The 23,829-nt window shown below is 31.0% G+C and carries 15 protein-coding genes; 9 read left to right on the top strand and 6 right to left on the bottom strand.

Annotated elements, in window-relative coordinates; all coding sequences use genetic code 11:
• The first annotated feature begins 6 nt into the window (after positions 1-6).
• The 6 genes from IPK06_01395 to IPK06_01370 all read left to right on the top strand — a co-directional run bounded on the left by IPK06_01395 (position 7) and on the right by IPK06_01370 (position 10,867).
• Positions 7-2,322: a T9SS type A sorting domain-containing protein gene (locus IPK06_01395; GenBank protein MBK7978671.1), complete on the top strand. Its 2,316-nt coding sequence runs from the start codon at positions 7-9 to the stop codon at positions 2,320-2,322.
• An 8-nt stretch (positions 2,323-2,330) separates the two neighbouring features.
• Positions 2,331-6,974, top strand: a complete 4,644-nt coding sequence (locus IPK06_01390) for a CotH kinase family protein (protein ID MBK7978670.1) — start codon at positions 2,331-2,333, stop codon at positions 6,972-6,974.
• 99 nt (positions 6,975-7,073) lie between these two features.
• Positions 7,074-7,562: a TlpA family protein disulfide reductase gene (locus IPK06_01385; protein MBK7978669.1), complete on the top strand. Its 489-nt coding sequence runs from the start codon at positions 7,074-7,076 to the stop codon at positions 7,560-7,562.
• Positions 7,559-9,163: a hypothetical protein gene (locus IPK06_01380; GenBank protein MBK7978668.1), complete on the top strand. Its 1,605-nt coding sequence runs from the start codon at positions 7,559-7,561 to the stop codon at positions 9,161-9,163. Before IPK06_01385 ends, IPK06_01380 begins: the two co-directional genes overlap by 4 nt.
• A gap of 10 nt (positions 9,164-9,173) precedes the next feature.
• On the top strand, positions 9,174-10,205 hold the full coding sequence (locus tag IPK06_01375) for a T9SS type A sorting domain-containing protein (GenBank protein ID MBK7978667.1): 1,032 nt from the start codon (positions 9,174-9,176) through the stop codon (positions 10,203-10,205).
• Between the two features lie 23 nt (positions 10,206-10,228).
• Positions 10,229-10,867 (top strand): hypothetical protein, encoded by a 639-nt coding sequence (locus IPK06_01370; GenBank protein MBK7978666.1) that lies wholly within the window; start codon positions 10,229-10,231, stop codon positions 10,865-10,867.
• A gap of 10 nt (positions 10,868-10,877) precedes the next feature.
• Here the strand turns inward: IPK06_01370 and IPK06_01365 are convergent, their stop codons facing one another.
• Positions 10,878-12,062, bottom strand: a complete 1,185-nt coding sequence (locus IPK06_01365; protein ID MBK7978665.1) for a class I SAM-dependent methyltransferase — start codon at positions 12,060-12,062, stop codon at positions 10,878-10,880.
• 333 nt (positions 12,063-12,395) lie between these two features.
• On the opposite strand from IPK06_01365, the gene IPK06_01360 reads away from it, so the two are divergent.
• Both IPK06_01360 and IPK06_01355 read left to right on the top strand, forming a co-directional pair.
• A complete protein-coding gene (locus tag IPK06_01360) occupies positions 12,396-12,794 on the top strand; it encodes a response regulator (GenBank protein ID MBK7978664.1) in 399 nt (132 codons plus the stop codon).
• A gap of 73 nt (positions 12,795-12,867) precedes the next feature.
• Positions 12,868-13,764: a hypothetical protein gene (locus IPK06_01355; protein MBK7978663.1), complete on the top strand. Its 897-nt coding sequence runs from the start codon at positions 12,868-12,870 to the stop codon at positions 13,762-13,764.
• 10 nt (positions 13,765-13,774) lie between these two features.
• Here IPK06_01355 and IPK06_01350 read toward each other — a convergent pair whose 3' ends face one another.
• The 4 genes from IPK06_01350 to aceE form a co-directional block, all read right to left on the bottom strand.
• A complete protein-coding gene (locus tag IPK06_01350; GenBank protein ID MBK7978662.1) occupies positions 13,775-16,057 on the bottom strand; it encodes a TonB-dependent receptor in 2,283 nt (760 codons plus the stop codon).
• A 273-nt stretch (positions 16,058-16,330) separates the two neighbouring features.
• The gene (lpdA, locus tag IPK06_01345; GenBank protein MBK7978661.1) at positions 16,331-17,749 is read right to left on the bottom strand and encodes a dihydrolipoyl dehydrogenase; all 1,419 of its coding nucleotides are present in this window, start codon (positions 17,747-17,749) and stop codon (positions 16,331-16,333) included.
• A gap of 79 nt (positions 17,750-17,828) precedes the next feature.
• A complete protein-coding gene (locus tag IPK06_01340; GenBank protein ID MBK7978660.1) occupies positions 17,829-19,481 on the bottom strand; it encodes a dihydrolipoyllysine-residue acetyltransferase in 1,653 nt (550 codons plus the stop codon).
• A gap of 22 nt (positions 19,482-19,503) precedes the next feature.
• Entirely contained in the window at positions 19,504-22,179 is a 2,676-nt protein-coding gene (aceE, locus tag IPK06_01335) for a pyruvate dehydrogenase (acetyl-transferring), homodimeric type (GenBank protein ID MBK7978659.1), read from the bottom strand.
• A 337-nt stretch (positions 22,180-22,516) separates the two neighbouring features.
• On the opposite strand from aceE, the gene IPK06_01330 reads away from it, so the two are divergent.
• The gene (locus tag IPK06_01330) at positions 22,517-22,903 is read left to right on the top strand and encodes a DUF937 domain-containing protein (GenBank protein ID MBK7978658.1); all 387 of its coding nucleotides are present in this window, start codon (positions 22,517-22,519) and stop codon (positions 22,901-22,903) included.
• A gap of 75 nt (positions 22,904-22,978) precedes the next feature.
• On the opposite strand, the gene IPK06_01325 is transcribed toward IPK06_01330, so the two are convergent.
• The gene (locus tag IPK06_01325) at positions 22,979-23,755 is read right to left on the bottom strand and encodes a hypothetical protein (protein MBK7978657.1); all 777 of its coding nucleotides are present in this window, start codon (positions 23,753-23,755) and stop codon (positions 22,979-22,981) included.
• Between the last annotated feature and the right edge of the window lie 74 nt (positions 23,756-23,829).

The following is a 23,829-nucleotide window of genomic DNA, read 5'->3' as shown; positions in this document are numbered from 1 at the left end:
AATATTATGAAGATTACAACACTTATAACATTTTTCTTAGCTGTATCTCTAAATAATGTATTTTCTCAGTGGCAGAAACTTAACGAAGGAATTAATGGAAATTATTCCAGTACGTTCAATTTTATTAATGATGATGTTGGCTGGGCTCTTATTTATCCATCAACCTTTATTAAAACAACAGATGCGGGAGAAACGTGGGAGGAAATTCCCTTTGACAAAAATAAATACATTATGCAATTTAAATTCATTAGCGAAAATGCCGGATGGGTTGTATGCAGTGATAATTTATCAACTTCGTTATTAATTTTAAAAACAATAGATGGCGGAAAAACCTGGCAAACAAAGTTCAATGAGCCTTATGATCAATGGTATGGATTTAGTTCAATTCAATCATTAGACGAAGATCATTTATACGCAACCAGTTATAATAAAGTTATCGCCACAAATAACGGCGGTGAAACTTGGGATGATATTACACCTCAAGGTTATGTAGGTTCTTACACATATATTTGGTTTGTTGACACCAATATTGGAATTATGTGTTATTCAAACTACATAAATTATAAACCTTCCATTTTAAGAACAACCAATGGTGGAATTACTTGGTATGAACATCCAATTAAAGGTATTGCAAATATTGATAGATTATTTTTCCTTAATGATTCTGTTGGATATTTTACTGCTTTGGACGATTCTTCTGATAATTTGATTTATAAAACATCGGACGCCGGAAAAAATTGGGAATCAATTTGCAAGTTTGATTCTAATAATGTTAGAACACTTCAATTTGTTGATGAACAAACCGCTTATTTAAGTACATGGAATTTTACAAGTAAAGTAAAGCAATTTTTAAAATCGAATGATGGCGGAAATTCCTGGTCGAAAATAAATACGAATTTTAATTTCTATAACAAAAGTTATAATTTTTCACAGTTTACAATTACCGATTTATTTTTTAACAAAAATAATGAAGGAATTATTTTAGGAAATTTAGGTAATTATCTTGCTTTATACAGAAGCGGCGATGGAGGAAGAAACTGGGATATGCAGAAATATTCATGCCCTTTTATTAATATAAATTTTTCTGATTCACTTAACGGAATTGCTTTCGGCGGATATGAAGTTGGCGGGCTTCATGTTCTTAATTCGTTCGGTGAAATATTTTCGACAAATGACGGCGGCAAAAACTGGGAAATTATTTACGAAACACCAAACAGAATTATAAGAACAAATTTTATTGATGAAGACAATATTTATATTTTGACAAAAACGGGAAACTTTGGAGTTATTTCTCGAATATTTAAGTCAAATGATAGAGGTAAAAATTGGTCAGAAGTTTTAACAATGGAAGAAAAATTCAATTCTTTCAATTTTATTGCAAATGATATAAAAATGATAGACAATAATAACGGCTGGCTTGTCGGATATTACTCAGATTCAATTTCCAACGGTTCAATTATTGTTGAAACTAATGACGGATGGAACACTTGGGAAACAAAATTTATTTCTAAAAGTACTGAAAATACTTATTACACCTTAAATTCAATTTCATTTTATGATACATTGGGATTTGCGGTTGGTGAAAACGGTGAAGTGGTAAAATATACACCGAGTACAGGATGGAAGGAAATAAAAACCGATGTTAAAGGTCCGCTTAATAAAATTGCGTTTAAGGATAATTTAAACATTTGGATAACCGGCAGCTTTTTTAACGGAACAGAATATGAAAATATTTTACTAAAAACTACAAACGGCGGAAATTCGTGGGAAAACGTAAACAACTTTAATTATAAAATTAATGATATGGTGTTTATTGATAATTCGATCGGCTGGTTTGTGGGAAATGACGCAAACAGTAACGGTGTAATTTTTAAAACAATAAACGGCGGTCAAAATTGGGAATTGGTAGAAAATAATTTAATCGGTCCATTGTTCGATATTGAAATTAAAGACTCTTACGTTTGGATTTCGGGAGATTACGGACTGCTGTTAAAATCTAAGGATTCAATTTTAACAGCGATTGACAATAAACCTTCATTATCAAATGATTTTAAATTATACCAAAATTATCCGAACCCGTTTAATCCTACAACAGTAATTGAATATAATATCCCGGCAAATGTAAAGAGTGAAACACCAAACGTCGAATTAATAATTTATGATGTTCTGGGACGAAAAATAAAAACTCTTGTTAACGAGGTACAAAATCCTGGCTTCCATAAAATTAACTTTAATGGAAGCAGACTGGCAAGCGGAGTGTATTATTACCAAATCAAATACGATTCTTTTATTCAATCAAAAAAAATGTTATTACTAAAATAAAATTGTAAATGAACTTATCGATTAAATATCTATTATACTTTTTATTTGCTTTTATTTTAAATCACATAATTTATGCTCAGCAAATTCCGAAAATATTTATCAACGAATTTTTAGCTTCAAATGTTTCTATTGACGCGGATATTGTTGACTTTGATGATTATTCGGATTGGATAGAAATTTATAATGATGAAAATTACGATGTTGATCTTACAGGATATTATTTAACTGATGATCTTAAAAATCCTACTCGTTGGAAAATTCCTGCTGAAACAGTTATAAATGCAAAAGGATTTTTGCGATTTTGGGCTGATGGATTTGATAACTTTCCCGGACAAACGTACAAAAGAAACTATTATCCTTTTGATTATTTTACGACGAAATATTATCATCTTAATTTTAAACTCGGCAGATCCAATGAAGAAATTGGGATATTTAATCCAGATACTTTAGTTGTAGATTCTATCACTTTTAATCTGCAATTACAAAATGTCTCTATGGGCAGAAAACCCGATGGTTCTTCTAATTGGTTTTATTTTGGCGAACCTACTCCAAATTCTTCCAATACAACTGAAGGAATATTAAATACAAATTATTCCGCGGAACCAACAATATCTTTGGAAAGCGGAGTTTATAATTCAGCTCAAAATATCACTGTAACTTCTCCAAATATAAATGCTGTAATAAAATATACGCTTGATGGCTCAGATCCAATTAGCAGTTCTACTGATTATACTAATCCAATTATTATTGATAAAAATACAGTTTTAAAAGTTAGAGCTTATAATCCAAATAACCTTCCGAGTAACATAATCTCAAAATCATATTTTATAAATGATACTTTTAGTATACCTATAATTTCATTATCAACAGCGCCTAATAATTTATTCAATAATTCATTTGGAATATATAATAATAACTTTAAGGAAAGAGAAATTCCTATAAGCATCGAATTAATTGAGCCAAACGGGAATATGGGATTTAATTTAAATGCCGGTTTAAGATTAACCGGACAAGCTTCATTATTCTATCCTCAAAAATCATTCACAATTTCTGCCGATAGCAAATACGGATCGGAAGAAATTGATTATAAAATCTTTAAGGAAAGAAATAACATAATTTTTAATTCCATTTATTTAAGAAATTCCGGAGTGCCGGATAATAGAAATACATTTTTTAGAGATGCACTTCAGCACAGTTTACTTATAAACAAAATAGATATTGATTGCCAAGCCTATAAACCATCAATTGTTTTTATAAACGGCAATTATTGGGGAATTTATAACATTAGAGAAAAAATTGACAATAATTATTTATTCGCGCTTCATAATGTAAATCCGGATAATATTGATTTGCTCGAATACAACGGTACATCAGTTCCGGAAATAATGGAAGGTGACGCGGAGAATTATAATTCATTTTACTCATTTATTGAAAATTCCGATTTAACTGTTGAACAAAATTACAACACTATTAAAAATTGGATGGATATTGATGAATATATCAATTACCAAATTAGTGAAATATTTTATGATAATGTTTTCTGGCCAGAACAAAACATGAGAATGTGGAGAGAGAAAAAGGATGGAGCAAAATGGAGATGGATTCTGCATGATCTTGATTTTGGTTTCGGCATGCAAAACCAAAGATCAATTGGCTATGCGAATAATTCTCTCAAATTGGCAACTTCAAATAAAATTAATAATGAATTTACTCCACCGCTTTGGTCAACTTTGATCTTCCGAAAATTATTATCGAATAATGAGTTTAAAATAAAATTTATCCAAAGATTTTCAAGTTACCTAAATTCAATTTTTCATCAGGATACTGTTCTTTCAAAGATAAATGAATTACAAAATGTTATCGCGCCGGAAATGTCTCGCCACATAAACCGTTGGAGAAACGGCGAGTTTTATTATGGAAATCCTATTCAAAACTTTAGCGAATGGTTGAATAATGTAAATGTAATGAAAGAGTTTGCGCAAAAGCGTCAAGGTTTTCAACGTCAGCATATTATTGATTATTTTAATTTATCCGGCACAGCAATCGTAAACTTAAAATTTAATAATGAATTTTCGGGAAGTGTTCAAATAAATGATGTTGAAAGTATTGGGCATAATTCTTCAAATACTTTCTTCAAAGATATTCCAATTGAATTAAAAGCAGTTCCTAATGTTGGTTACAAATTTGTAAAATGGATAGGTGTACCTACGGAAATTGCCGAACAAAATCCAATATCAATTTTATTAACAAGTGACACATTAAATGTCTCCGCCGAGTTTGAGTCCTTTACTGTAAATACTATTGAGAATTTAATTTCAGTCAATACCACGTTGACTTTTTCCAATTCTCCTTATTATGCTTTGGGAAATATCGTTGTTGATTCAAACGTAACTCTTTCAATTGAAAGCGGCGTAGAAATATTACTGCTTGATAATTCCAAAATTTTAGTGAACGGAAATTTAATAATAAACGGAACTGAAGAAAATCCGGTTATTATTAAACCAAACGAAAGTTCAAAATTATGGGGCGCTTTGTGTATTGTCAATTCAACCGATTCATCAATAATTAAAAATCTTAAAATAATTGGAGCGACAAAGGGATTTGACTATTCCAGAGACAGAGCGGCAATTTCTACTTTTAATTCTAATGTTCATTTTGAAGGCATAACCGTTGATAATGTTCAAGCGCCGATATTTTCTCAATATGGAAATATTACTATAAAAAATTCCAAGCTCTATACAGAATATTCCGGTGATCTGATAAACATTAAAAAAGCAACTTACGCGTCAGTGGAGAATTGTGAATTAATTGGAAATGATCAATTTGATTCGGATGGAATAGACTTTGATGAAATTAGTTCGGGATTAATACGAAACAATAAAATTTATAATGTCTACGGTTTCAACAGCGACGCGATTGATTTGGGTGAAGGCGCGAAAAATATTTTGATTGAGAATAATATAATTTATAACATAAATGATAAAGGAGTATCAATAGGCAACGGATCTTCCGGAATAATTAAAAATAATGTTATTGCAAATTGCGGAATGGGCGTTGGGATAAAAGATCATAATTCATACGGCTATATTCAAAATAATACATTTTATGGAAATCAATATGGAATTGCTTGCTTTGAAAAAAATATTGGTGAAGGCGGAGGAACTGCCGATGTTATTAATTGCATAATTGCCGACAGCAAAACTTCTTCAATTTTAGTTGATGAAATATCCGAAATAAATATTTCATTTTCTCTCTCAAACACGGAAATTTTAACCGGCACAAATAATTTAAATGCCGATCCGAAATTTATTAATGATTTGTTTTTATCGATCAATTCCCCGGCAATTAATTCTGGAGATCCGAACTCAGCATATGATCCTGACGGAAGTATTTCTGATATTGGAGCTCATCCGTTTGATCAGAACAGGCAAATAGATTTAATTATAAATGAAATTCAATATAATCCTATTAACGGAGATGATCACAAATTTTTAGAGGTCTATAACAGAAGTAAATTTTCGTTAAATCTTAATAATTTCAAAATTTCCGGCGATATAAATTATACGTTTGAAAATACACCAATTGCTTCCGGCGAATATTTTATTATCGCAAAAAATAAAAATCTTTACGAAGGAAATAATTACAAAGTTTTTCAATGGCAGAGCGGTGATTTAAAGAATTCATTAGGTAATGTTTTGCTTTGGGATAACAAGGATTATGTTATTGATTTTGTTAATTATGATGGAAAATTTTGGTGGCCCGAAGAAGCAAACGGAAAAGGTCCTTCGCTGGAACTGCAGAATACTTCCTTTGAAAATATGTCCGCTCAAAACTGGAAAGGCAGCGGGAAAAACGGAGGAACACCTGGGAAATCCAATAACTCTGTTATTTTTGAAAATATTTTTATAAATGAATTTTTGACGAGCAATGATAGTTTAACGAAAGATGAAAATAATGAATTTGATGATTGGATAGAAATTTTTAATAATAATGATTTTCCGATGAATATTGCCGGAATGTATATTACCGATAATTTTAACAATCCATGTAAATTACAAATATCGTTTAACTCATCTGAAACAACGACTATCCCCGCTAAAAAACATATTTTACTTTGGGCAGATGAACAAGCTGGTCAAGGAATTTTACACTTGAATTTTAAACTTGATAAAAGCGGAGAGCAAATTGGTCTTGTTCAGGTAATTGATAATGATACAGTATTTGTCGATTCATTGACATATAGAACACAAAGCACCAACATTTCATACGGAAGATATCCTGACGGCACTGATAATTGGAAATTCATAAATGTTCCGACTCCAAATGACAGCAATAAAATTATAACAAACATAAATGAAGAAAATATACTGCCAACATCATTTTCTTTATCACAAAATTATCCGAATCCATTTAATCCAACAACAGTAATTGAATATGCAATACCAAATTTAAAGACTGGAAATATCCCGCTTCTACAGCTTAAAGTTTTTGATCTTTTAGGCAGAGAAGTTATAACATTGGTAAATCAAAAACAAAAGTCCGGTATTTATAAAGTTGAATTTGACGCGAGTAAACTTTCAAGCGGAGTTTATTTGTACCAATTAAAATCCGGTTCATTCCTTCAAACAAAAAAAATGATTTTATTAAAATGAACATGAATTAAAATTGTGAGATCATTTTTTGCCATCCACTTTTTTTTGCATTTTATATCGTAAAAAGATAATTTATCTTAATATTTATTTTGGAGTGAAATGAATTTTATAAAGTTTTTATTGTTACTCATAATTTTTAACATTAAAATTTCGGCGCAATCAAATTATGATTTTAAAAGTGAAACTATTGATAATAAAGAAATAACTTTTTCCGAAATTTTACAAAACGGACCCGTATTAGTAAATTTTTGGGCACTTTGGTGCAAGCCATGCAGATCTGAAATGAAACACTTAGACGCAATTTTCTTAAAATACAAAGAAAATGGTTTAACAATTCTTGGAGTAAATCAGGATTCGCCAAGAAGTCTTGCCAAAGTAAAAGCATTTGTTTCCTCACACAAAATAAATTACCCTGTTATAACTGATCCCAATCAAGAAATATTTCAAAAATTCAATGGACAGTCAATTCCGCTAAATGTTCTTTTTGATAAAAACGGCAATGTTGTTTTTACACATATTGGATATTTACCCGGAGATGAAGTAGCATTGGAAAAGGAAATAAAAACAGTATTGGAAATTAAACAGTGAAAAACCCAATTATTATAATTTTTCTTATAATATTTTTCCCAAATTTCTTAGTCGGACAAATACAGCCGTCAGTTTCAAATTTATTAAGATATGGAAACGGCAAGCAATTATTGGGCAGCACTAAATATAATTTTGATTATTTAGAAAATTTGACGGATGTAAGATTAGGTTTGCCTAAAAATATTAATATGGGTTTTCGTTTGCTATATGATGATCCGCCCGAAATCGGCGATAGATTTAAAGGAATAAAACGCAGATTTGTAGAATATGATGATAATCAGTTTTATGTTAGGGCGGGAAATTCATCCGAATTATACGGACGCGGTTTAGCGTTAAATCTGTTCGAGAACAGAGGACTTGCTTACGATACATGGATGGACGGGATAAAAATGTCTTATAAAATAGAAAATTTAAAAGCTTCCTTAATAGTCGGTTCAATTGATTTTAGAGATTCAATAACTGTTACCAGATATGAAAATTATGATTTACGCGGAGGAAATTTAGAATACAGAATTATTAATCCGCTCAGTTTAGGTGTTTCATTCATAAATGCAAAATCCAAAATTCCGCAGATTGATGAATCCAATGTAAATTCAAAAACTGAACTACCGGAATTTTATATAGACTTAAACTTAGATCAATTTAGTTTTTTTTTCAATATGGCAAACAAATGGACAAGAACCGCAGAATTAAATAAAACATCAGTCGGAAACGGAATTTATTCTTCATTTTCATTCGCTGAAAATTCTTTTGGAATTACAATTGAATATAAAAATTATAAATTCGACCTTCAAAACCCATATTTGCAAAATGACGAAACACGAACTTCAAAATTTTTACCATTCCAAAATCCGCCAATAGTTATGAAAGAACATAGTTATGTTTTTCTTTCAAGATCTCTTCACATGGTTGACTTTAATGATGAAGTCGGATTTCAAATTGATTTGAATTATGCTGTTAATGATGAATTGAATTTAAGTTTTAACTACAGTTTAGCCAGCAAACACAACACTTATTCTTTTAATGATCAATTTAATTTTGAAAAAATAATTAGAAATAAAAATTATTTACCTACTTTGAAAGGCGAATACTCGCCTTACTATGAGTTGTTTCTTGAAGGTGAATATTATTTTAATCTAGAAACTGAACTTCGATTTGGAATTGCCCGGAGAGAAAAAACAACCTTTAATTATTTCAGCGGCGGAAGCGCGAATCATATTATTAAATCATTAGTTTTTCCGTTTCAGTTTCAGCATACGGTTTCAAACAATTATTCTTATATAATTCAATATGAATTTGAAAATGTTAATGATAATTATAATTCGGGTCAGAATAACTTCAACAATAATTATTTCTCAATGCTAAACTCGTTTTACAGAAATTTAACATTTGCATTAAGATATGAGTTTACTAACAACAAATATGATATCTCAAGAAGAAAAGATTGGCTGGTTACAGAGCTTGGATATAGAATTTCCGGTGCAAATTTAATTACTATTTCTTACGGCAAAGAAAGAGGCGGTCAGGTTTGTACTAATGGAATTTGCAGATATCTGCTTCCATTCGAAGGTTTAAGAGTAATGCTTCAAACAAATATATGATGAGGTGAAAATGAAACTAGAAAAATTATTTTTATTAGCATGTTTATTTTTTAGTATTACAAGTTCGGCAAGCAATAGAAAAGTTCTTGTTGAAATATTTACAAATTCACATTGCCCGCTTTGTCCGCCCGCACATTCGGCAATAGATAAATACATAAAGGATGGGAACGGGGATAAAATAGAATTTATATATTACCATATGGTTTATCCATATTCCACTGATCAGATTTATCAGGCAAGCACTTCAGATGCCGACGCCAAAAACATTTTATACGGACCTTATTCTTCAACTCCTCAGGCATTTTTTAACGGCTCTCATGTAGGAAATAGTTATAACAGTTGGGAGGCAAGTTTAAATGCTTTAGCGGAGGAGGAAAGCAGTTTCACAATAAATTTAAGCGGAAGTCACACTGCTTCTGATATTACAATTAATGCGGATATCCAAAAATTATCCGAAGTCACCGATACTGATTTAACAATAAATTTTGTTATCGTTGAAAATGTGCAATATCAAGGCAACAATGGTATAAGTAGTCATAAAAATGTAATGAGAAAAATTGCGAATATTAATGGAGATTCATTCACATTAAATACCAATCAAAATATTTCAAAATCTGTTCAATTTACCTTGAATAACGGATGGAATTCGGACAGCCTAAATATTATTGCTTATATTCAAAGTTCATCGAGTAAAAAAGTTTATCAATCTGAATCAATTTCATTTTCACAATTAACTTTGACAGATGTCAATAATGAAATTAATTTACCGCAAAATTTCAGCCTTGAACAAAATTACCCAAATCCGTTTAACCCTGTTACAACAATTGAATACATTATTCCGTTTCGGGATGAAAATTCTAATGTTTCATTAAAAGTCTATGATATTTTAGGCAAAGAAATTGCGATATTAGTAAATCAAAAACAAACATCGGGAAATTATAAAATTGAATTTGACGCAAGTAATCTTTCCAATGGAGTTTATTTGTACCAATTAAAATCCGGTTCTTTCATTAAAACAAAGAAAATGATAGTTTTGAAATAATCATAAACTATTATTTACAATAAATGAAAAATAATTCCAATTTTCTTAAATCAATAAACTCAGATCAAAGGAAGATTTTCTTAAATTTAAATTCAATAGAAAAAATTCAATCGTTCTTAGATTCTATTGTTTACAGCTCTGATCCAATTTACAGATGTCCGTTACGGGTCTTTAAAGAAAAAGTAGGTCATTGTTTCGACGGAGCGGTTTTTGCGGCATTTGCTTTAAGTCAAATAGGTTTCCCTCCAATTATAATCGATATGCTGCCGAACCAAAGAGACGATGATCATATTTTGGCATTGTACAAAATTAATGACCATTGGGGCGCAATCGCGAAATCTAATTTTGTTGGATTACGGTTCCGTGAACCTATTTTCAAAACTTTACGTGAATTGGTTCTTTCCTATTTTGAGCAATATTATAATACCGCAAAGGAAAAAACTTTACGAGGTTATACTGTGCCGTTGAATTTAAAAATATTCGACAAACAAAATTGGCAGACAGAAGATAATACTATGGAATTAATTGCTCAAAAATTGGATAAGATAAGAAAATTCAATTTGTTAACTCATGATATGGAAAAAAGACTTTTACAAGTTGATGTAAGAACTTATTCCGCCGGACTAATTGGCGTAAATGAAGCGGGATTATTCAAACCTTAATCAAATTATTTTATTCAGCGTAACAAATTAAACCCTTTAGATATAAACCTTCAGGAAAATTTGCGGCAACCGGATGATCTGCAGATTGTGTAAGCCATTTAATAATTTTTATATTTCTTCCGGCATCTAACGCGGCATCTGAAACTATTTTTTGAAACAGTTCGCGATCCATCAATCCCGAACATGAAAAAGTGAAAAGTATTCCTCCTTTATCCAAAATTTTAAAAGCAAGCATGTTAATATCTTTGTAACCTCTGCTAGCCTTTTCTATATTAGCTTTAGATTCAATAAACTTTGGCGGATCGAGAATTATCAAATTAAATAAATTATTTTCATCTCGGAATTTTCGCAAAACCTTAAAAACATCTCCATTAATATTTTTATTTTTTTCAGCGGTGAAACAATTTGCTTCAATATTCCTTGAAATTAAACTTAAAGCTTCAGAAGAAGAATCAATATTGACAACTGATTTTGCTCCCGATTTCAAAGCATATAAACTGAATCCGCCGGAAAATGAAAAACAATTTAAAATATTTTTGTCTCCAGCATAATCTAAAAGTAAGTTTCTATTTTCTCTTTGATCAAGATAAAAACCGGTTTTATGCCCTTTTTTTACGTCAACAAATATCTTTAATCCATTTTCCAATATTTCTATTAAATCCGGCGGTTCTTCACCAAATAAATTTCCGTTTCTAATTTCAAGTCCCTCTTTTAATCTAACATCAGAATCTGATCTTTCATAAATTCCTAAAGGATTAATTCCTTTTTTAATGGATTCAATAATTTCGCCTTTCCAAAACTCACTACCCGCGGAAAGGAATTGACAAACCAAAAAATCAGAATATTTATCTAAGATAAATCCGGGTATTCCATCAGATTCCGAATTAATAATTCTATATGAGTTAGTATTTTCATTAATTTGGGATTTTCTCAAATTTAATGCTGATTTGATTTTACTATGGAAAAAATTTTGATCTATATTATCTGATTCGTTAAAAGTCCAAATTCTTACTCTAATTTGAGATTTTTCCGAAAAAGAACCTCTTGCAAGCCAAATATTTTTAGAAGAAAAAACCTCAATATTTTCTCCATTTTGCGGATTTTCGGTTACTTTATCTATTGCGCCGGAAAATACCCATGGATGTTTGCGTAATAATGATTTTTCTCTTCCGGGTTTTAATATTACTTTTTTCATTAGTTCATTTTTTTTGTTACTATAAGATATTGAATTGCCAAATAAAACTGAATTTTAGAATTTAAAAATAAAATCAATTTTAATTATTAGATAAAGTGGTAAATTATTCTTAATTATTCTTAATTATTTTTATTATTGAATGAAATTTGATATTTTTGTCTGGTATTCTGCCATCACCCAAATACTATTATATTTTAGACAGTAATTTTCTCTAAAATGTTATTTCTTTTATTCGATAGTAAAATGTGATGAAATTTTTCATGACAAATATTTATTAAAAATGTAATAAATCGAATAAATTTATCGATAATTTTAAAAAAAATTGGTATCAAAATGAGTGAAGAACTACAAAACAAACCAAGATTACTTATTGTTGAAGATGATTATGAAAATCAAAAATTTCTACAAATATTTTTAAAAAGAAAATTTGATTTGGAAATTTGCGATTCGTCGGATACATTTTACGAAAAATTAAATAATTCGAAATTCGATATTATTTTAATGGATATTTCACTTCGTGGAAAAAAAGACGGTTTGCAGTTAACACAAGAAATTAGACAAATGGATGATTATAAAAATCTGCCAGTTGTAGGCTTATCAGCTCACGCATTTCAGCGCGACAAAGACAATGCGTACAATGCGGGTGTTGATATTTTTCTTACAAAGCCGGTTCAAAATGATGTTCTGATGGATACACTTATCAGAACATTAGAGAAAAAATCAAAAAATTAGTTTTGCACTATTTTTTAATTTCCAAATTTGTAACTTTCCCCAATGGTTTTCTATAAATCTTTGGGGATTTTTTATGTCTGGAAATGTAATTTCAAAATTTCTATTTGTACTTTTTATTTCTTCTCAATTGATTTTCGCCCAGGAAAATTTATACTCTTCCTCTCCTCAAGAGAATTTTAGCTTTGGAAGCTGGTTTGCGGGTTCAAAAAATTTTATTGAAGTTTCATACGGTTTGGGCGAACTGAAACATAAGGAATTTACAACCGAATTTAACCCAATTTCAATTTCCGAAATAAAACTAGGTCGACGATATTTAAAACCCGCGGGAAATTATAGAATTTTGGAATTTGAAGATGATTTTTTATTTTCATCATATTTGAACTATAACTCAAATTCCAAACAAAATTTGAAAATCAATTCAAATATTTGGCGATTCGGTTTGGGATTTAGAAAAGGTTACGGCTACAGTTTTGGAAATAACTTTGATATTTTTCCATCCTACAGTTTAGGGTTTGTCTGGAACCAATCAAAGTTCAGTCATCCCTCAGAAAGAATTATGACGGAAATTCCCAATCCGTTTTGGAAGGATGAAAATAAAATTATTAACCACTACGATAATGAAATTAAATTCGGCACAACAAATACAGCAGGAATTGATCTGCGAATCAGCTCGATAATAAATATTGGTGCAAATTACGAAGCGCAAATTTTATTCCCTCAATATTTGACTTGGAAACATTTTAGCGGATTTGGCATTGAATTGCTTTCACAAACCGGAATTGATTTTTTAACGGAAGGTGTAATAATAAAAGCAGTTCCAAAGTTAACTCCGATACTTTATTTTTTAATGAAAAACGGATTGTCATACTTTTTCTATACTCTTAAACAAGAAAAGATGTATTGGCCGTTTGACACAAATCCTCCCTTAACAATGGAAGCTTTGAAGTTTGACGTGAAAATCACTTTTTAATTTTAATTGTTCAAAAACTCAGTTCAACTCTTAAATTAAAAAATCTTGGACTAAGAAGATGTGGAATTCCAATTGGCGCTTTAATATCTTTAAATATTTGTATCCATTCATACGCGCCGTGGTTTGATTGGTTAAATACATTAAGCACTTCCACAATCGGTGTTATATAATACTCATTACCTAAATCCAATTTTGCCGATAATCCCATATCGACGCGGAAATATAAAAAATATTCTTGAGGATTATTAAAATCCACGTCAATATAAGAACTTCCTGAAGTTTCATCGGTTGTAAGCTTTCTTTGATAATATAAGTAGCCGGAGCCGAATAAAAATCTTAAATGCGACTGCCAATTTCTATGTTTCCTAAATCTATCCTGCAAAAATATTTGGATTGTATGTGTCTGGTCGAATAATCTTCTTTGGTATGAATTGTTTGTACCAATTTTTCTTTCTTTAGTATTTAAATAACTGTAACCAATCCAGCTATTCATTCCTTCAACTATTTCTCCTTCGTACATAAAATCCAAGCCGTACGCAAAACCTTCTCGGTTATTATTCTCTACATATAACATTCTGAATTCATCAAAATAAAAAGGAATTAAGTTGTAAAGATCCTTATAGTAAATTTCAATATTGTATTTTTTCTTTTCGCTGATTTTTCTTTCCCAGCCAAAAATATAATGAATTGCTCTTTGTGATTTTAGATTATTTGATTTAGTATTTCGTAATTCATTTATAAACGGAGGCTGATAATAATATCCCCAACTGAGTTTAAATGAATTTGCTTCCGATAATCTATAAGTTAAGTAAGCTCGCGGAGAAATTAAATTTTCATTGCTGTAATTATAATTCAAATATCTAACACCGATATTTGCTTCTAATTTTGAACTTAATAAAATATAATCTTCGATAAATAAATTAAATGAATTTAAATTAAAGTTTCCGTTATAATCCGTATATACTGGTTTTTCATTTACTAACGAATCCCCGGCTTCATAAGAGTTTTCAAAGTTTTTATTTTTCACTTGAGATAGTTGATATTCGCTTCCCGTATAAATATTATGATTGTTAAAACTTTTTTTGTATTCGGTTTTAATTCTGTATGATGATAATTCAACAAAATTATTTCCTTTTTCAAATCTTGATTTTAAATAAACTAAATTGCTGTTTGGTTCGGAATAAACTGGAAAGTAAAAAATATCACTTGATATATCAAAATTTTCTTTTTCCAAGATCCAATAGTTAGAAAAAGATAAATTCATACTGCTGTTATCCGAAAAAGTTTTAAGAAGCTTTAATCCAAGCAATCTATTTAAATATGAATATGTTCTTTCGCCATCTGACTTTATACTTATTCCTCTGTAGTCATTTCTTGTTTTATATCCAAATCCGCCTTTCCAATTTGTCGGTAAAACGTCAAATTTATTGTCGGCATAAATACCTAAAAATTGTATATCAGCAGAATTCGATAATTTATAATTACCCAGAAACTGAATATCAGAATAAGAAGATTTATAATCACCTCTATTTTGTAAGTTCTTTAAAAAATTTGAAGGATATGCGTACCTAGTACTTAAGCTCCAACTAAAATCACTTATTTTATTGTTCAAATTTAAACCTGAATTAAGAAGACTAGTGTAAGCTGTGCCATTAAGTTTTTCACTTTGTTCAATTTTATAATTAACTTCAAGTGCAGATGACATCTTATCACCAAATCCAGCGGGAAATGCTCCATTGTAAAATTTCAGATCATAAACCATATTTGGATTTATTATTGTTTGACTTTCTTCAATTCCAATACGTAGTAAAAAAGGACGATAAATTTCATAACCGTTTAAGTAAATTAAATTTTCGTCAAAACTTCCGCCGCGGACATTATAACCACTCGTTAGTTCATTGTTGGTAGTTACACCCGATAATATTTGAACCGAACGTAAAACGTCGGAATTGATTGTAGGATTTTTTTTCACATTCTGTTGATCTAATTTTTGCACAACTATGGAAGCCTGTTCCCTTTTGGCAGTTATGTTAATTTCCTTACTATTAATAATTTCCGAATTTAATAAAACTGTTAAATAAATATCTTTATCAAAAATTGCAGCTATTGTATCAAATGTAGAAAATCCGACATAACTGAAAATTATTTTATAGGATCCTTTCCTTAGTTCAATTGAAAACTCGCCTTTGTCGTTTGTGTTGGTTCCTATTTTTAATTCCGGAATTGATACGTTACAATTTTCCAGGGGTTTAAGTTCGGATGAATCTAATACTTTGCCATTTAACTTAAACATTTTATTTTGCGGATATATTTGGCTTGAAACAACCAATATGATGAGAATTAGAAATGATGACTTTGTCATTAAACAGAATTAAATTTTTTATTAAGGTAAAAATTCTTTTACGAAACTTCTTAAATGATTACCAAAATCTATAAATAAATTTCTGTTGATTTTAGGTCAAAAATAAAGTGACCAAATTTGAATAAAATAAAATTTAAAACAATGCAAATCCAATAATTATTTTTCCTGATAAGGATAATAATTACCAGATAAATTTCAGCCGTGCTATTTTCTTTTCGGTCTGTATAAATGAGTTGCTTCGCCAAAAAAAACTTCAGCGCTTTCCATCATTGTTTCCGATAATGTTGGATGAGCATGTATCGTAAGTGAAAGATCTTTTGCCAATGCCGCCATTTCAATCGCAAGCGTTCCTTCAGCAATTAATTCACCGGCTCCTGGTCCAACAATTCCAACACCCAATATTCTTGTTGTTTCCGGATCGATAATTAATTTTGTTAAACCATCGCTTCTATCCATTGTACGAGCGCGTCCGCTTGCAGCCCATGGAAATCTTGCAACTTCCACTTTAATGCCTTTAGCTTTTGCTTCCGTTTCTGTTAAACCTGCCCATGCGACTTCAGGATCTGTGTAAACTACGCCTGGAATAGCAGCCGGTTCAAATGCAACTTTATGACCCGCAATTGCTTCCACAGCTACTTTTCCTTCGGCCGAGGCTTTGTGTGCCAGCATTGGACCTTTTACAATATCCCCGATTGCATAAATATTTTGATCGTTTGTCTGCATTCTTTCATTTACTTGTACAATTCCTCTTTCGTTTACAATTATCTTAGTATTCTCTATTCCTAAATTTTTAGTAACCGGTGATCTGCCAATTGAGATTAAAGCTTTGTCAAACTCCAATTCAGTTTCGGTTAATCCTTCACCTTCAAGCTTAACTTTTAATACATTACCGATATCCTCTAACTTTGCAACTTTTGTATTAGTAAGTATTTTTTCAAATTTCGGTTCAATACTTTTTTGGAAAACATTTACCAAGTCTTTATCCGCGCCGGGCAATAATGAAGGAAGCAATTCGACAACAGTTACTTTGCTTCCCAAACTCGCATATACTGAGCCAAGTTCCATTCCAATAACTCCACCGCCTACTACCAATAATCTTTTGGGAATATCTTTTAGTTCCAGCGCATCTGTTGAGTCCATTACTTTTGATGAATCAATTGAAAGACCAGGAATTTTTGCGGGAATAGAACCGGTTGCAAGAATCGCGTTTTCAAATTGCAGTTCCTCTTTGCTTCCGTCACCTTTATCAATTGACAAGTTATTGGAATTTATAAAACTTGCAGTACCTTGAATGTAATTTATTTTTCTCTGCTTGACTAATTGTCCAGTCCCTGAAGTATTTTGGAAAACAACGTCTTCTTTAAATTTTCGAATTTTATCAATTTCAATTTTGGGTTCGTTAAAATTTATTCCCCACTTATGGGCTTCTTTGGTTTCATTTAGTAATTTTGCAACGTGCAGATAAGCTTTTGACGGGATACATCCAACGTATAAACATGTTCCACCGGGATTTTGTCGTGGATCAATTAATGTAACCTGCATTCCCAAATCAGCTGCAAGAAAAGCTGCGGTGTATCCTCCTGGACCTGCGCCGATTACGGCAAGCTGGGTTTTACTGCTCATCGAAAATTCTCCAAAATTTTTTACCAATATTTTGCTTTTAATGCTGCTTTATTTTATTCAGCTTTTTAATTATGAATTTCTATCCTTCTAAACTAAGTATAAAAGGCTGCTCAAGCGCATTAACGATCCAGCGAATAAATCTTGCGCCGTCTGCGCCATCAATTATTCTATGATCATAAGATAATGAAAGTGGAAGCATCAATCTTGGAGTAAAAGTTCCATCCTTATAAACAGGTTCATAATTTCCTCTTGAAACCCCAAGAATAGCGACTTCCGGTGAATTTACAATTGGTGTAAATGCTGTTCCGCCTATTCCACCCAAATTGCTTATTGTAAAACATCCTCCCTGCATATCTTCAATCGTTATTTTCTTCTCACGAGCTTTTACAGAAATTTCACTAAGTTCAACCGCAAGCTGAATAATATTTTTCTTATCAACATCCTTAATAACCGGAACGATAAGACCTTTTTCAGTATCAACGGCGACTCCAATATTAAAATAATCTTTTAAAATTATTTCTTTATTGTCCATATCAACACTTGCATTAAATTGTGGAAATACTTTTAAGCCAGAAGCTATAACTTTAAGTAAAATTGCGGTAACTGTAAGTTTTCCTCCAACAGAATCGACTTTTTTGGAAAATAATTTTCTTAAATTTTCCAAATCCGTAATATCCGCTTTATCAAATTGAGTTACGTGCGGAATTGTACTCCATGCATACGAAAGATGTTCGGCAGTTTTTTTACGAACATTGCTCATCGGTTCTTTTTTAATATTTCCCCATTTGGAAAAATCGGGGAGTAATTCACGTTTTAAGCCAATTGATAAACCACCGGCACCTGACCTAATTTTTTCATTAAATGATTTTGCGTATTTTTTAACGTCATCATCAGAAATTCTTCCTGCTGGACCGGATCCGTTTACTTCGTTAATATCAATTCCAATTTCACGCGCAAATCTTCTAACTGAAGGTGCAGCTGCTGCAATTATATTTGGAAATTCCTTTTTAATATTTGAATCTACTGTGGAAGTGTTTTGCGGTTCTTGTATTTCTGTTTTTTGTTTAACCGGAGCAACTGATTTGCTGGTAGCAATTTTATTTTCAGTAGATTTTATTGGTTTTGCAATTTGGTCATTTTTTTTAATTTCAGTAGACTCAATAATTAAAACAACATCACCAACCTTTGCTTTATCACCCGATTTTACTTTTAATTCCTTAATTATGCCGGAAAATTCCGAAGGAATTTCAACTGTTGCTTTATCAGTTTCAATTTCAAAAAGTATTTGATCCTTTTCTATTTGATCACCAACATTAATTAAAACCTTTGTAATATCTGCTGAAGAAATATTTTCACCAAGTTCAGGCATTTTATATTCTATAAGTCCTGATCTATTTTCTTCATTATTTTCTTTGGTTTTAATATCTGGGACAATTTCAGTGTTAGTTTCTTGCTTGGGCAATTCCACCATTTTTTCTTCAACTGCTGCTTCACCACTTTCTTCATAAGTAAAAATCACTTCACCTATTTTCACTGTATCGCCGTCTTTTACGTTAACACTTTTAACAATGCCTGCAAATTCTGAAGGGATTTCAACTGTAGCTTTATCAGTTTCGATTTCCAATAAAACTTGATCTACGCTGACTTTATCACCTTTAGAAACTAAAACTTTTACTATATCAGCTTTTTCAATATTTTCGCCAAGCGCTGGTAATTTAAATTCTAATGCCATTTTCAACTCTTTTTATTTAAAATTATGATTTAATTGGATTTGATTTTTTTAAATCAATCTTTAAATCAGTTGCAGCTTTAGTAATTAATTCTTTAGAAATTTTTCCATCTTCAAATAATGAATATAATGTAGTGTAAACAATATGCTTCGCATCTACTTCAAAGAAATTTCTTAAAGCTTCTCTGCTTTCACTTCTTCCAAAACCAAGGGTACCCAAAGATGTAAATTTATTAGGAAACCATTTTGAAATTGAATCGGTAAGTATTTGCGAATAATCCGAAGCCGAAATAAAAATTCCGTCTTCTCCTTCTGTTACTTGTTGAATATAATTTTTCTTTTTATTTTCAAGCGGATTCATTCTATTCCATCTTTCAATTTCCAATGCATCGTAATGCAAACTTTTAGCACTTGTAACACTCCAAACATCTGCTGAAACATTGTAATCTTTTTCTAGAATTTCTTGCGCTTTAATTGCCTCATTCAATATAGAACCGCTTCCAAGTAAGTTAGCCTTTAATTTGGATTTTTTTTCAGAAGTTTTAAATTTGTACATTCCTTTAATTATTCCATCTTCAACACCTTCAGGCATTGCCGGCATTGCATAATTTTCATTCATTACGGTAATGTAATAATAACATTCTTCTTGAAGCTGATACATTCTATAGATTCCATCACGGATAATAACCGCAAGCTCATAAGCGAATGTAGGGTCATAAGCTTTTATGGTTGGTATTGAATGAGCAAAAACATGGCTATGTCCATCTTGATGCTGTAAACCTTCACCTGCTAAAGTTGTTCTTCCGGAAGTACCGCCAATTAAAAAGCCCTTACATTGCATATCAGCAGCGGCCCATGCAAAATCACCAATTCTTTGGAAACCGAACATTGAATAAAATGTAAAGAAAGGAATAATATTTATTCCATGAGTTGCGTAAGCAGTGCCTGCAGCTATAAACGATGACATAGATCCTGCTTCAGTAATTCCTTCTTCTAAAATTTGACCGTTAACGGCTTCCTTATAATACAATAAACTATCCTTATCAACGGGTTCATATAATTGTCCTCTGGTTGAGTAAATTCCGATTTGTCTGAATAATGATTCCATACCAAAAGTTCTAGCTTCATCAGGAACTATTGGAACAACTAATTTCCCAACTTCTTTGTCTTTTAATAGTTTAGTCAAAATTCTTACATAAACCATAGTGGTTGAAACTTCTCTTCCATCTGTTCCTTGGTAAAATTCCTTAAACAATTCTTGTGAAGGTGTTTTAATTTTTTGATTTTTTATAATTCTTATAGGAACGTATCCATTCAATTCATGACGACGTTTTTTTAAATAATTAATTTCCGGGCTATCTTCTTCAGGACGGTAAAATGGAGCATTTACTACATCATCATCAGATAATGGAATTCCGAATCTACTTCTAAATTCTTTTAATTCGTCTTCATTTAATTTTTTTTGAGAGTGCGTAATATTTTTGCCTTCACCTGCTTCACCTAAACCATAACCTTTAACAGTCTTAGCTAAAATTACTGTTGGTCTATCTTTAGTATTTACTGCTGCTTTATACGCGGCATAAACTTTTTCAGGATCATGACCGCCTCTTTTCATATTCGCAAGGTCTTCATCCGTATAATGTTTAACAAGTTCCAAAAGTTCCGGATACTTTCCGAAGAAATGCTTTCGAATATAAGAACCACCTTCAACAATATATTTTTGCGATTCACCATCAATCATTTCATTCATCCGTTTGGTTAAAAGACCTGACTTATCTGATTCCAGTAAATGATCCCAATCGCTTCCCCAAATAACTTTAATAACATTCCAACCGGCACCTCTGAAGACTGCTTCAAGTTCTTGAATAATATTTGAATTGCCTCTAACAGGTCCGTCCAATCTCTGGAGATTACAATTTATTACAAAAATTAAGTTGTCTAATTTTTCTCTGGAAGCTAATGAAATTGCACCTAAAGCTTCTGGTTCATCTGTTTCACCATCACCTAAAAATGCCCAAACTTTAGTGTCTGCCGGTGATTTTAAACCTCTATTTTCTAAATATTTATTGAATCTCGCTTGGTAAATTGCCATTATAGGTCCTAACCCCATTGAAACCGTTGGGAATTCCCAAAATTCAGGTAATAATTTTGGATGCGGGTATGATGAAAGACCTCCGCCGGGTTTTAATTCATGTCTAAAGTTATGCAGTTTTTCCGCATCTAATCTGCCTTCTAAATACGCTCGTGCATAAATTCCCGGAGCTGCATGTCCCTGAAAATAAATTTGATCACCTTGATTATTATTATCTTTTCCTTTGAAGAAATGATTAAAACCAATTTCATATAAAGTTGCTGCAGACGCATAAGTTGAAATATGTCCGCCAATACCAGGATCAATTTTATTGGCTCTTACAACCATTGCCATCGCATTCCAACGAATTAAACTTTTGATTCTTCTTTCTATTTCGCGACCACCTGGAAATACTGGTTCGTTTTCTTTGGGAATTGTGTTAATATAAGGTGTATTTGCTGTAAAAGGAAGTTCAACACCGGCCTGATGTGCATATGTACCCAGTTCATTTAAGAGTTGTTTTACTCGTTCCGGTCCTCCATTTTGTAAAACAAATTCAAGCGATTCTAACCATTCACGAGTTTCAATCTCATTTAACTCTTCTGCACTTTCTCTCTTAATTTCATCCATTATCTATTTCCTTAATTTTTCAAACTTTTATTTGGTTATTTTATCTTATTTAATTTCAGTTGTACAAAATTCGATTTAATAAAAAAAATTAACTATTACGCTAAATTAACATAGTTTTTTTGCAAATCCAAACATTTGAGTTTAATAAAAAACAGAATAGTTGCATATACAATATTAATTGTTTGCATATTATCGGATACAACGTATTAAATCTTGAGCTAAAATGAAAATTTAAATAAACATTATTGCATTTGAAATTTAAAATAATTTCTATGTAAATCTTTAAATAGTTTTTATATTTATTTACACAATAATATTTACTAAAGAAAGGATAAAAATGGACCTGTTAAAATCAGCTCTTGGTGGGGGAAAACAAAACGATCTTTTATCAATTGTAATGAATTTAATCGGAGGGCAGAAAGGCGGATTGAATGGTTTGGTAAGTCAATTTGCTTCTAATGGACTTGGCGATATAGTTGAATCATGGATTGGCACTGGAGCAAACAAAGCAATTTCTCCGGAACAATTACAGAATGCTCTTGGATCAGATCAAATTAAAACTATTGCTTCAAAGTTAGGCATTGATCAAAATTCAGTTTTATCTCAATTAACAAATTTACTGCCGCAAGCTGTTGATAAATTAACTCCTGAAGGTAAAGTTCCCGAAGGTGATATTTTAAGTCAAGGAATGAATTTATTGGGCGGACTTTTCGGAAGTAAATAAAAAAGTTTTAATTCCCCCAAAAATATTAAAGCCGCAAATTACTGCGGCTTTTTTTATTATAATTTTAATGTATAACTATTTCTTAATATAACTCAAATCAGAACGAATTCTCCCATACTTGTTTTCCACACTAATTATAAATTGTGAAAATTTTTCCCAAAGTTTCTTTTCATCTTCTTTTATTTTACTGCTTATATCATTCATACTATTGTAAAAATCTGCCCCATCTTTGTATAATTCATTAACTACTAATGTGTTAGAATTTTCTCCTAGTTCAATAGTCCATACATCATATTCATATGGAATATTGTTTTTTTCATATAATTCTTTCCATTCTTTCAAAATTGATTTTACATCATCTTTATTGCCTATTTTATAATTAAAAAACATCCAATGCATAAACTTCCCCTCACCTGGTTTAAGGTGGGGTTCTTTTGGAATATATGATAGTTCTGCGGACCATTTTACGACAAACTGTTTAAAGCTTTCAATGCTTTCGTTATTTTTCTTTTCAAATACCGAAGATTTCTGCTTATCCAACTTTTCATAAGCATTCGTAAATTTTTCGTGAATTTTATCTAACTCACCGTAATTTGCGATAGGAATTAAATAGTAAAAATGAAAATCATCCCTTTGAGATGCATGAATACGCGGAATATCAAGTCCGGCTTCTGTCATCAATGTGACCCATTCTTTTGATGTTTCTTCGTATTGATCGTACTTATCAACTTTTGCTATTTCTTCGTGAATGATGAAAAGCTGATCTTTAGACATATCTTGTGAAATAATTTGAACCGGCGAAAATAATATTATCCCGCAAAACAAAAACCCAAATAGTTTTTGAATTTTCATATAAACCCCTTTTTTTATTATAATATATTTTATTCAGCGGTGTTTTAGAAGTGCTGTTAAAAACCTAACAATTT

This window comes from Ignavibacteriota bacterium, from assembly GCA_016713565.1.
Lineage (GTDB): Bacteria > Bacteroidota > Ignavibacteria > Ignavibacteriales > Melioribacteraceae.
The sequence above is the reverse complement of the archived record's forward strand: the minus strand, read 5'-3'. Positions and strand labels throughout refer to the sequence as shown.

Bases quoted from the DNA above. Each gene is read 5' to 3' on its own strand.
- IPK06_01325 (MBK7978657.1), bottom strand. From the start codon at position 23,755: ATGAAAATTCAAAAACTATTTGGGTTTTTGTTTTGCGGGATAATATTA.
- IPK06_01350 (MBK7978662.1), bottom strand. From the start codon at position 16,057: ATGTTTAAGTTAAATGGCAAAGTATTAGATTCATCCGAACTTAAACCC.
- lpdA (MBK7978661.1), bottom strand. From the start codon at position 17,749: ATGAGCAGTAAAACCCAGCTTGCCGTAATCGGCGCAGGTCCAGGAGGA.
- IPK06_01370 (MBK7978666.1), top strand. From the start codon at position 10,229: ATGAAAAATAATTCCAATTTTCTTAAATCAATAAACTCAGATCAAAGG.
- aceE (MBK7978659.1), bottom strand. From the start codon at position 22,179: ATGGATGAAATTAAGAGAGAAAGTGCAGAAGAGTTAAATGAGATTGAA.
- IPK06_01365 (MBK7978665.1), bottom strand. From the start codon at position 12,062: ATGAAAAAAGTAATATTAAAACCCGGAAGAGAAAAATCATTATTACGC.
- IPK06_01360 (MBK7978664.1), top strand. From the start codon at position 12,396: ATGAGTGAAGAACTACAAAACAAACCAAGATTACTTATTGTTGAAGAT.
- IPK06_01375 (MBK7978667.1), top strand. From the start codon at position 9,174: ATGAAACTAGAAAAATTATTTTTATTAGCATGTTTATTTTTTAGTATT.
- IPK06_01390 (MBK7978670.1), top strand. From the start codon at position 2,331: ATGAACTTATCGATTAAATATCTATTATACTTTTTATTTGCTTTTATT.
- IPK06_01355 (MBK7978663.1), top strand. From the start codon at position 12,868: ATGTCTGGAAATGTAATTTCAAAATTTCTATTTGTACTTTTTATTTCT.
- IPK06_01395 (MBK7978671.1), top strand. From the start codon at position 7: ATGAAGATTACAACACTTATAACATTTTTCTTAGCTGTATCTCTAAAT.
- IPK06_01385 (MBK7978669.1), top strand. From the start codon at position 7,074: ATGAATTTTATAAAGTTTTTATTGTTACTCATAATTTTTAACATTAAA.
- IPK06_01330 (MBK7978658.1), top strand. From the start codon at position 22,517: ATGGACCTGTTAAAATCAGCTCTTGGTGGGGGAAAACAAAACGATCTT.
- IPK06_01340 (MBK7978660.1), bottom strand. From the start codon at position 19,481: ATGGCATTAGAATTTAAATTACCAGCGCTTGGCGAAAATATTGAAAAA.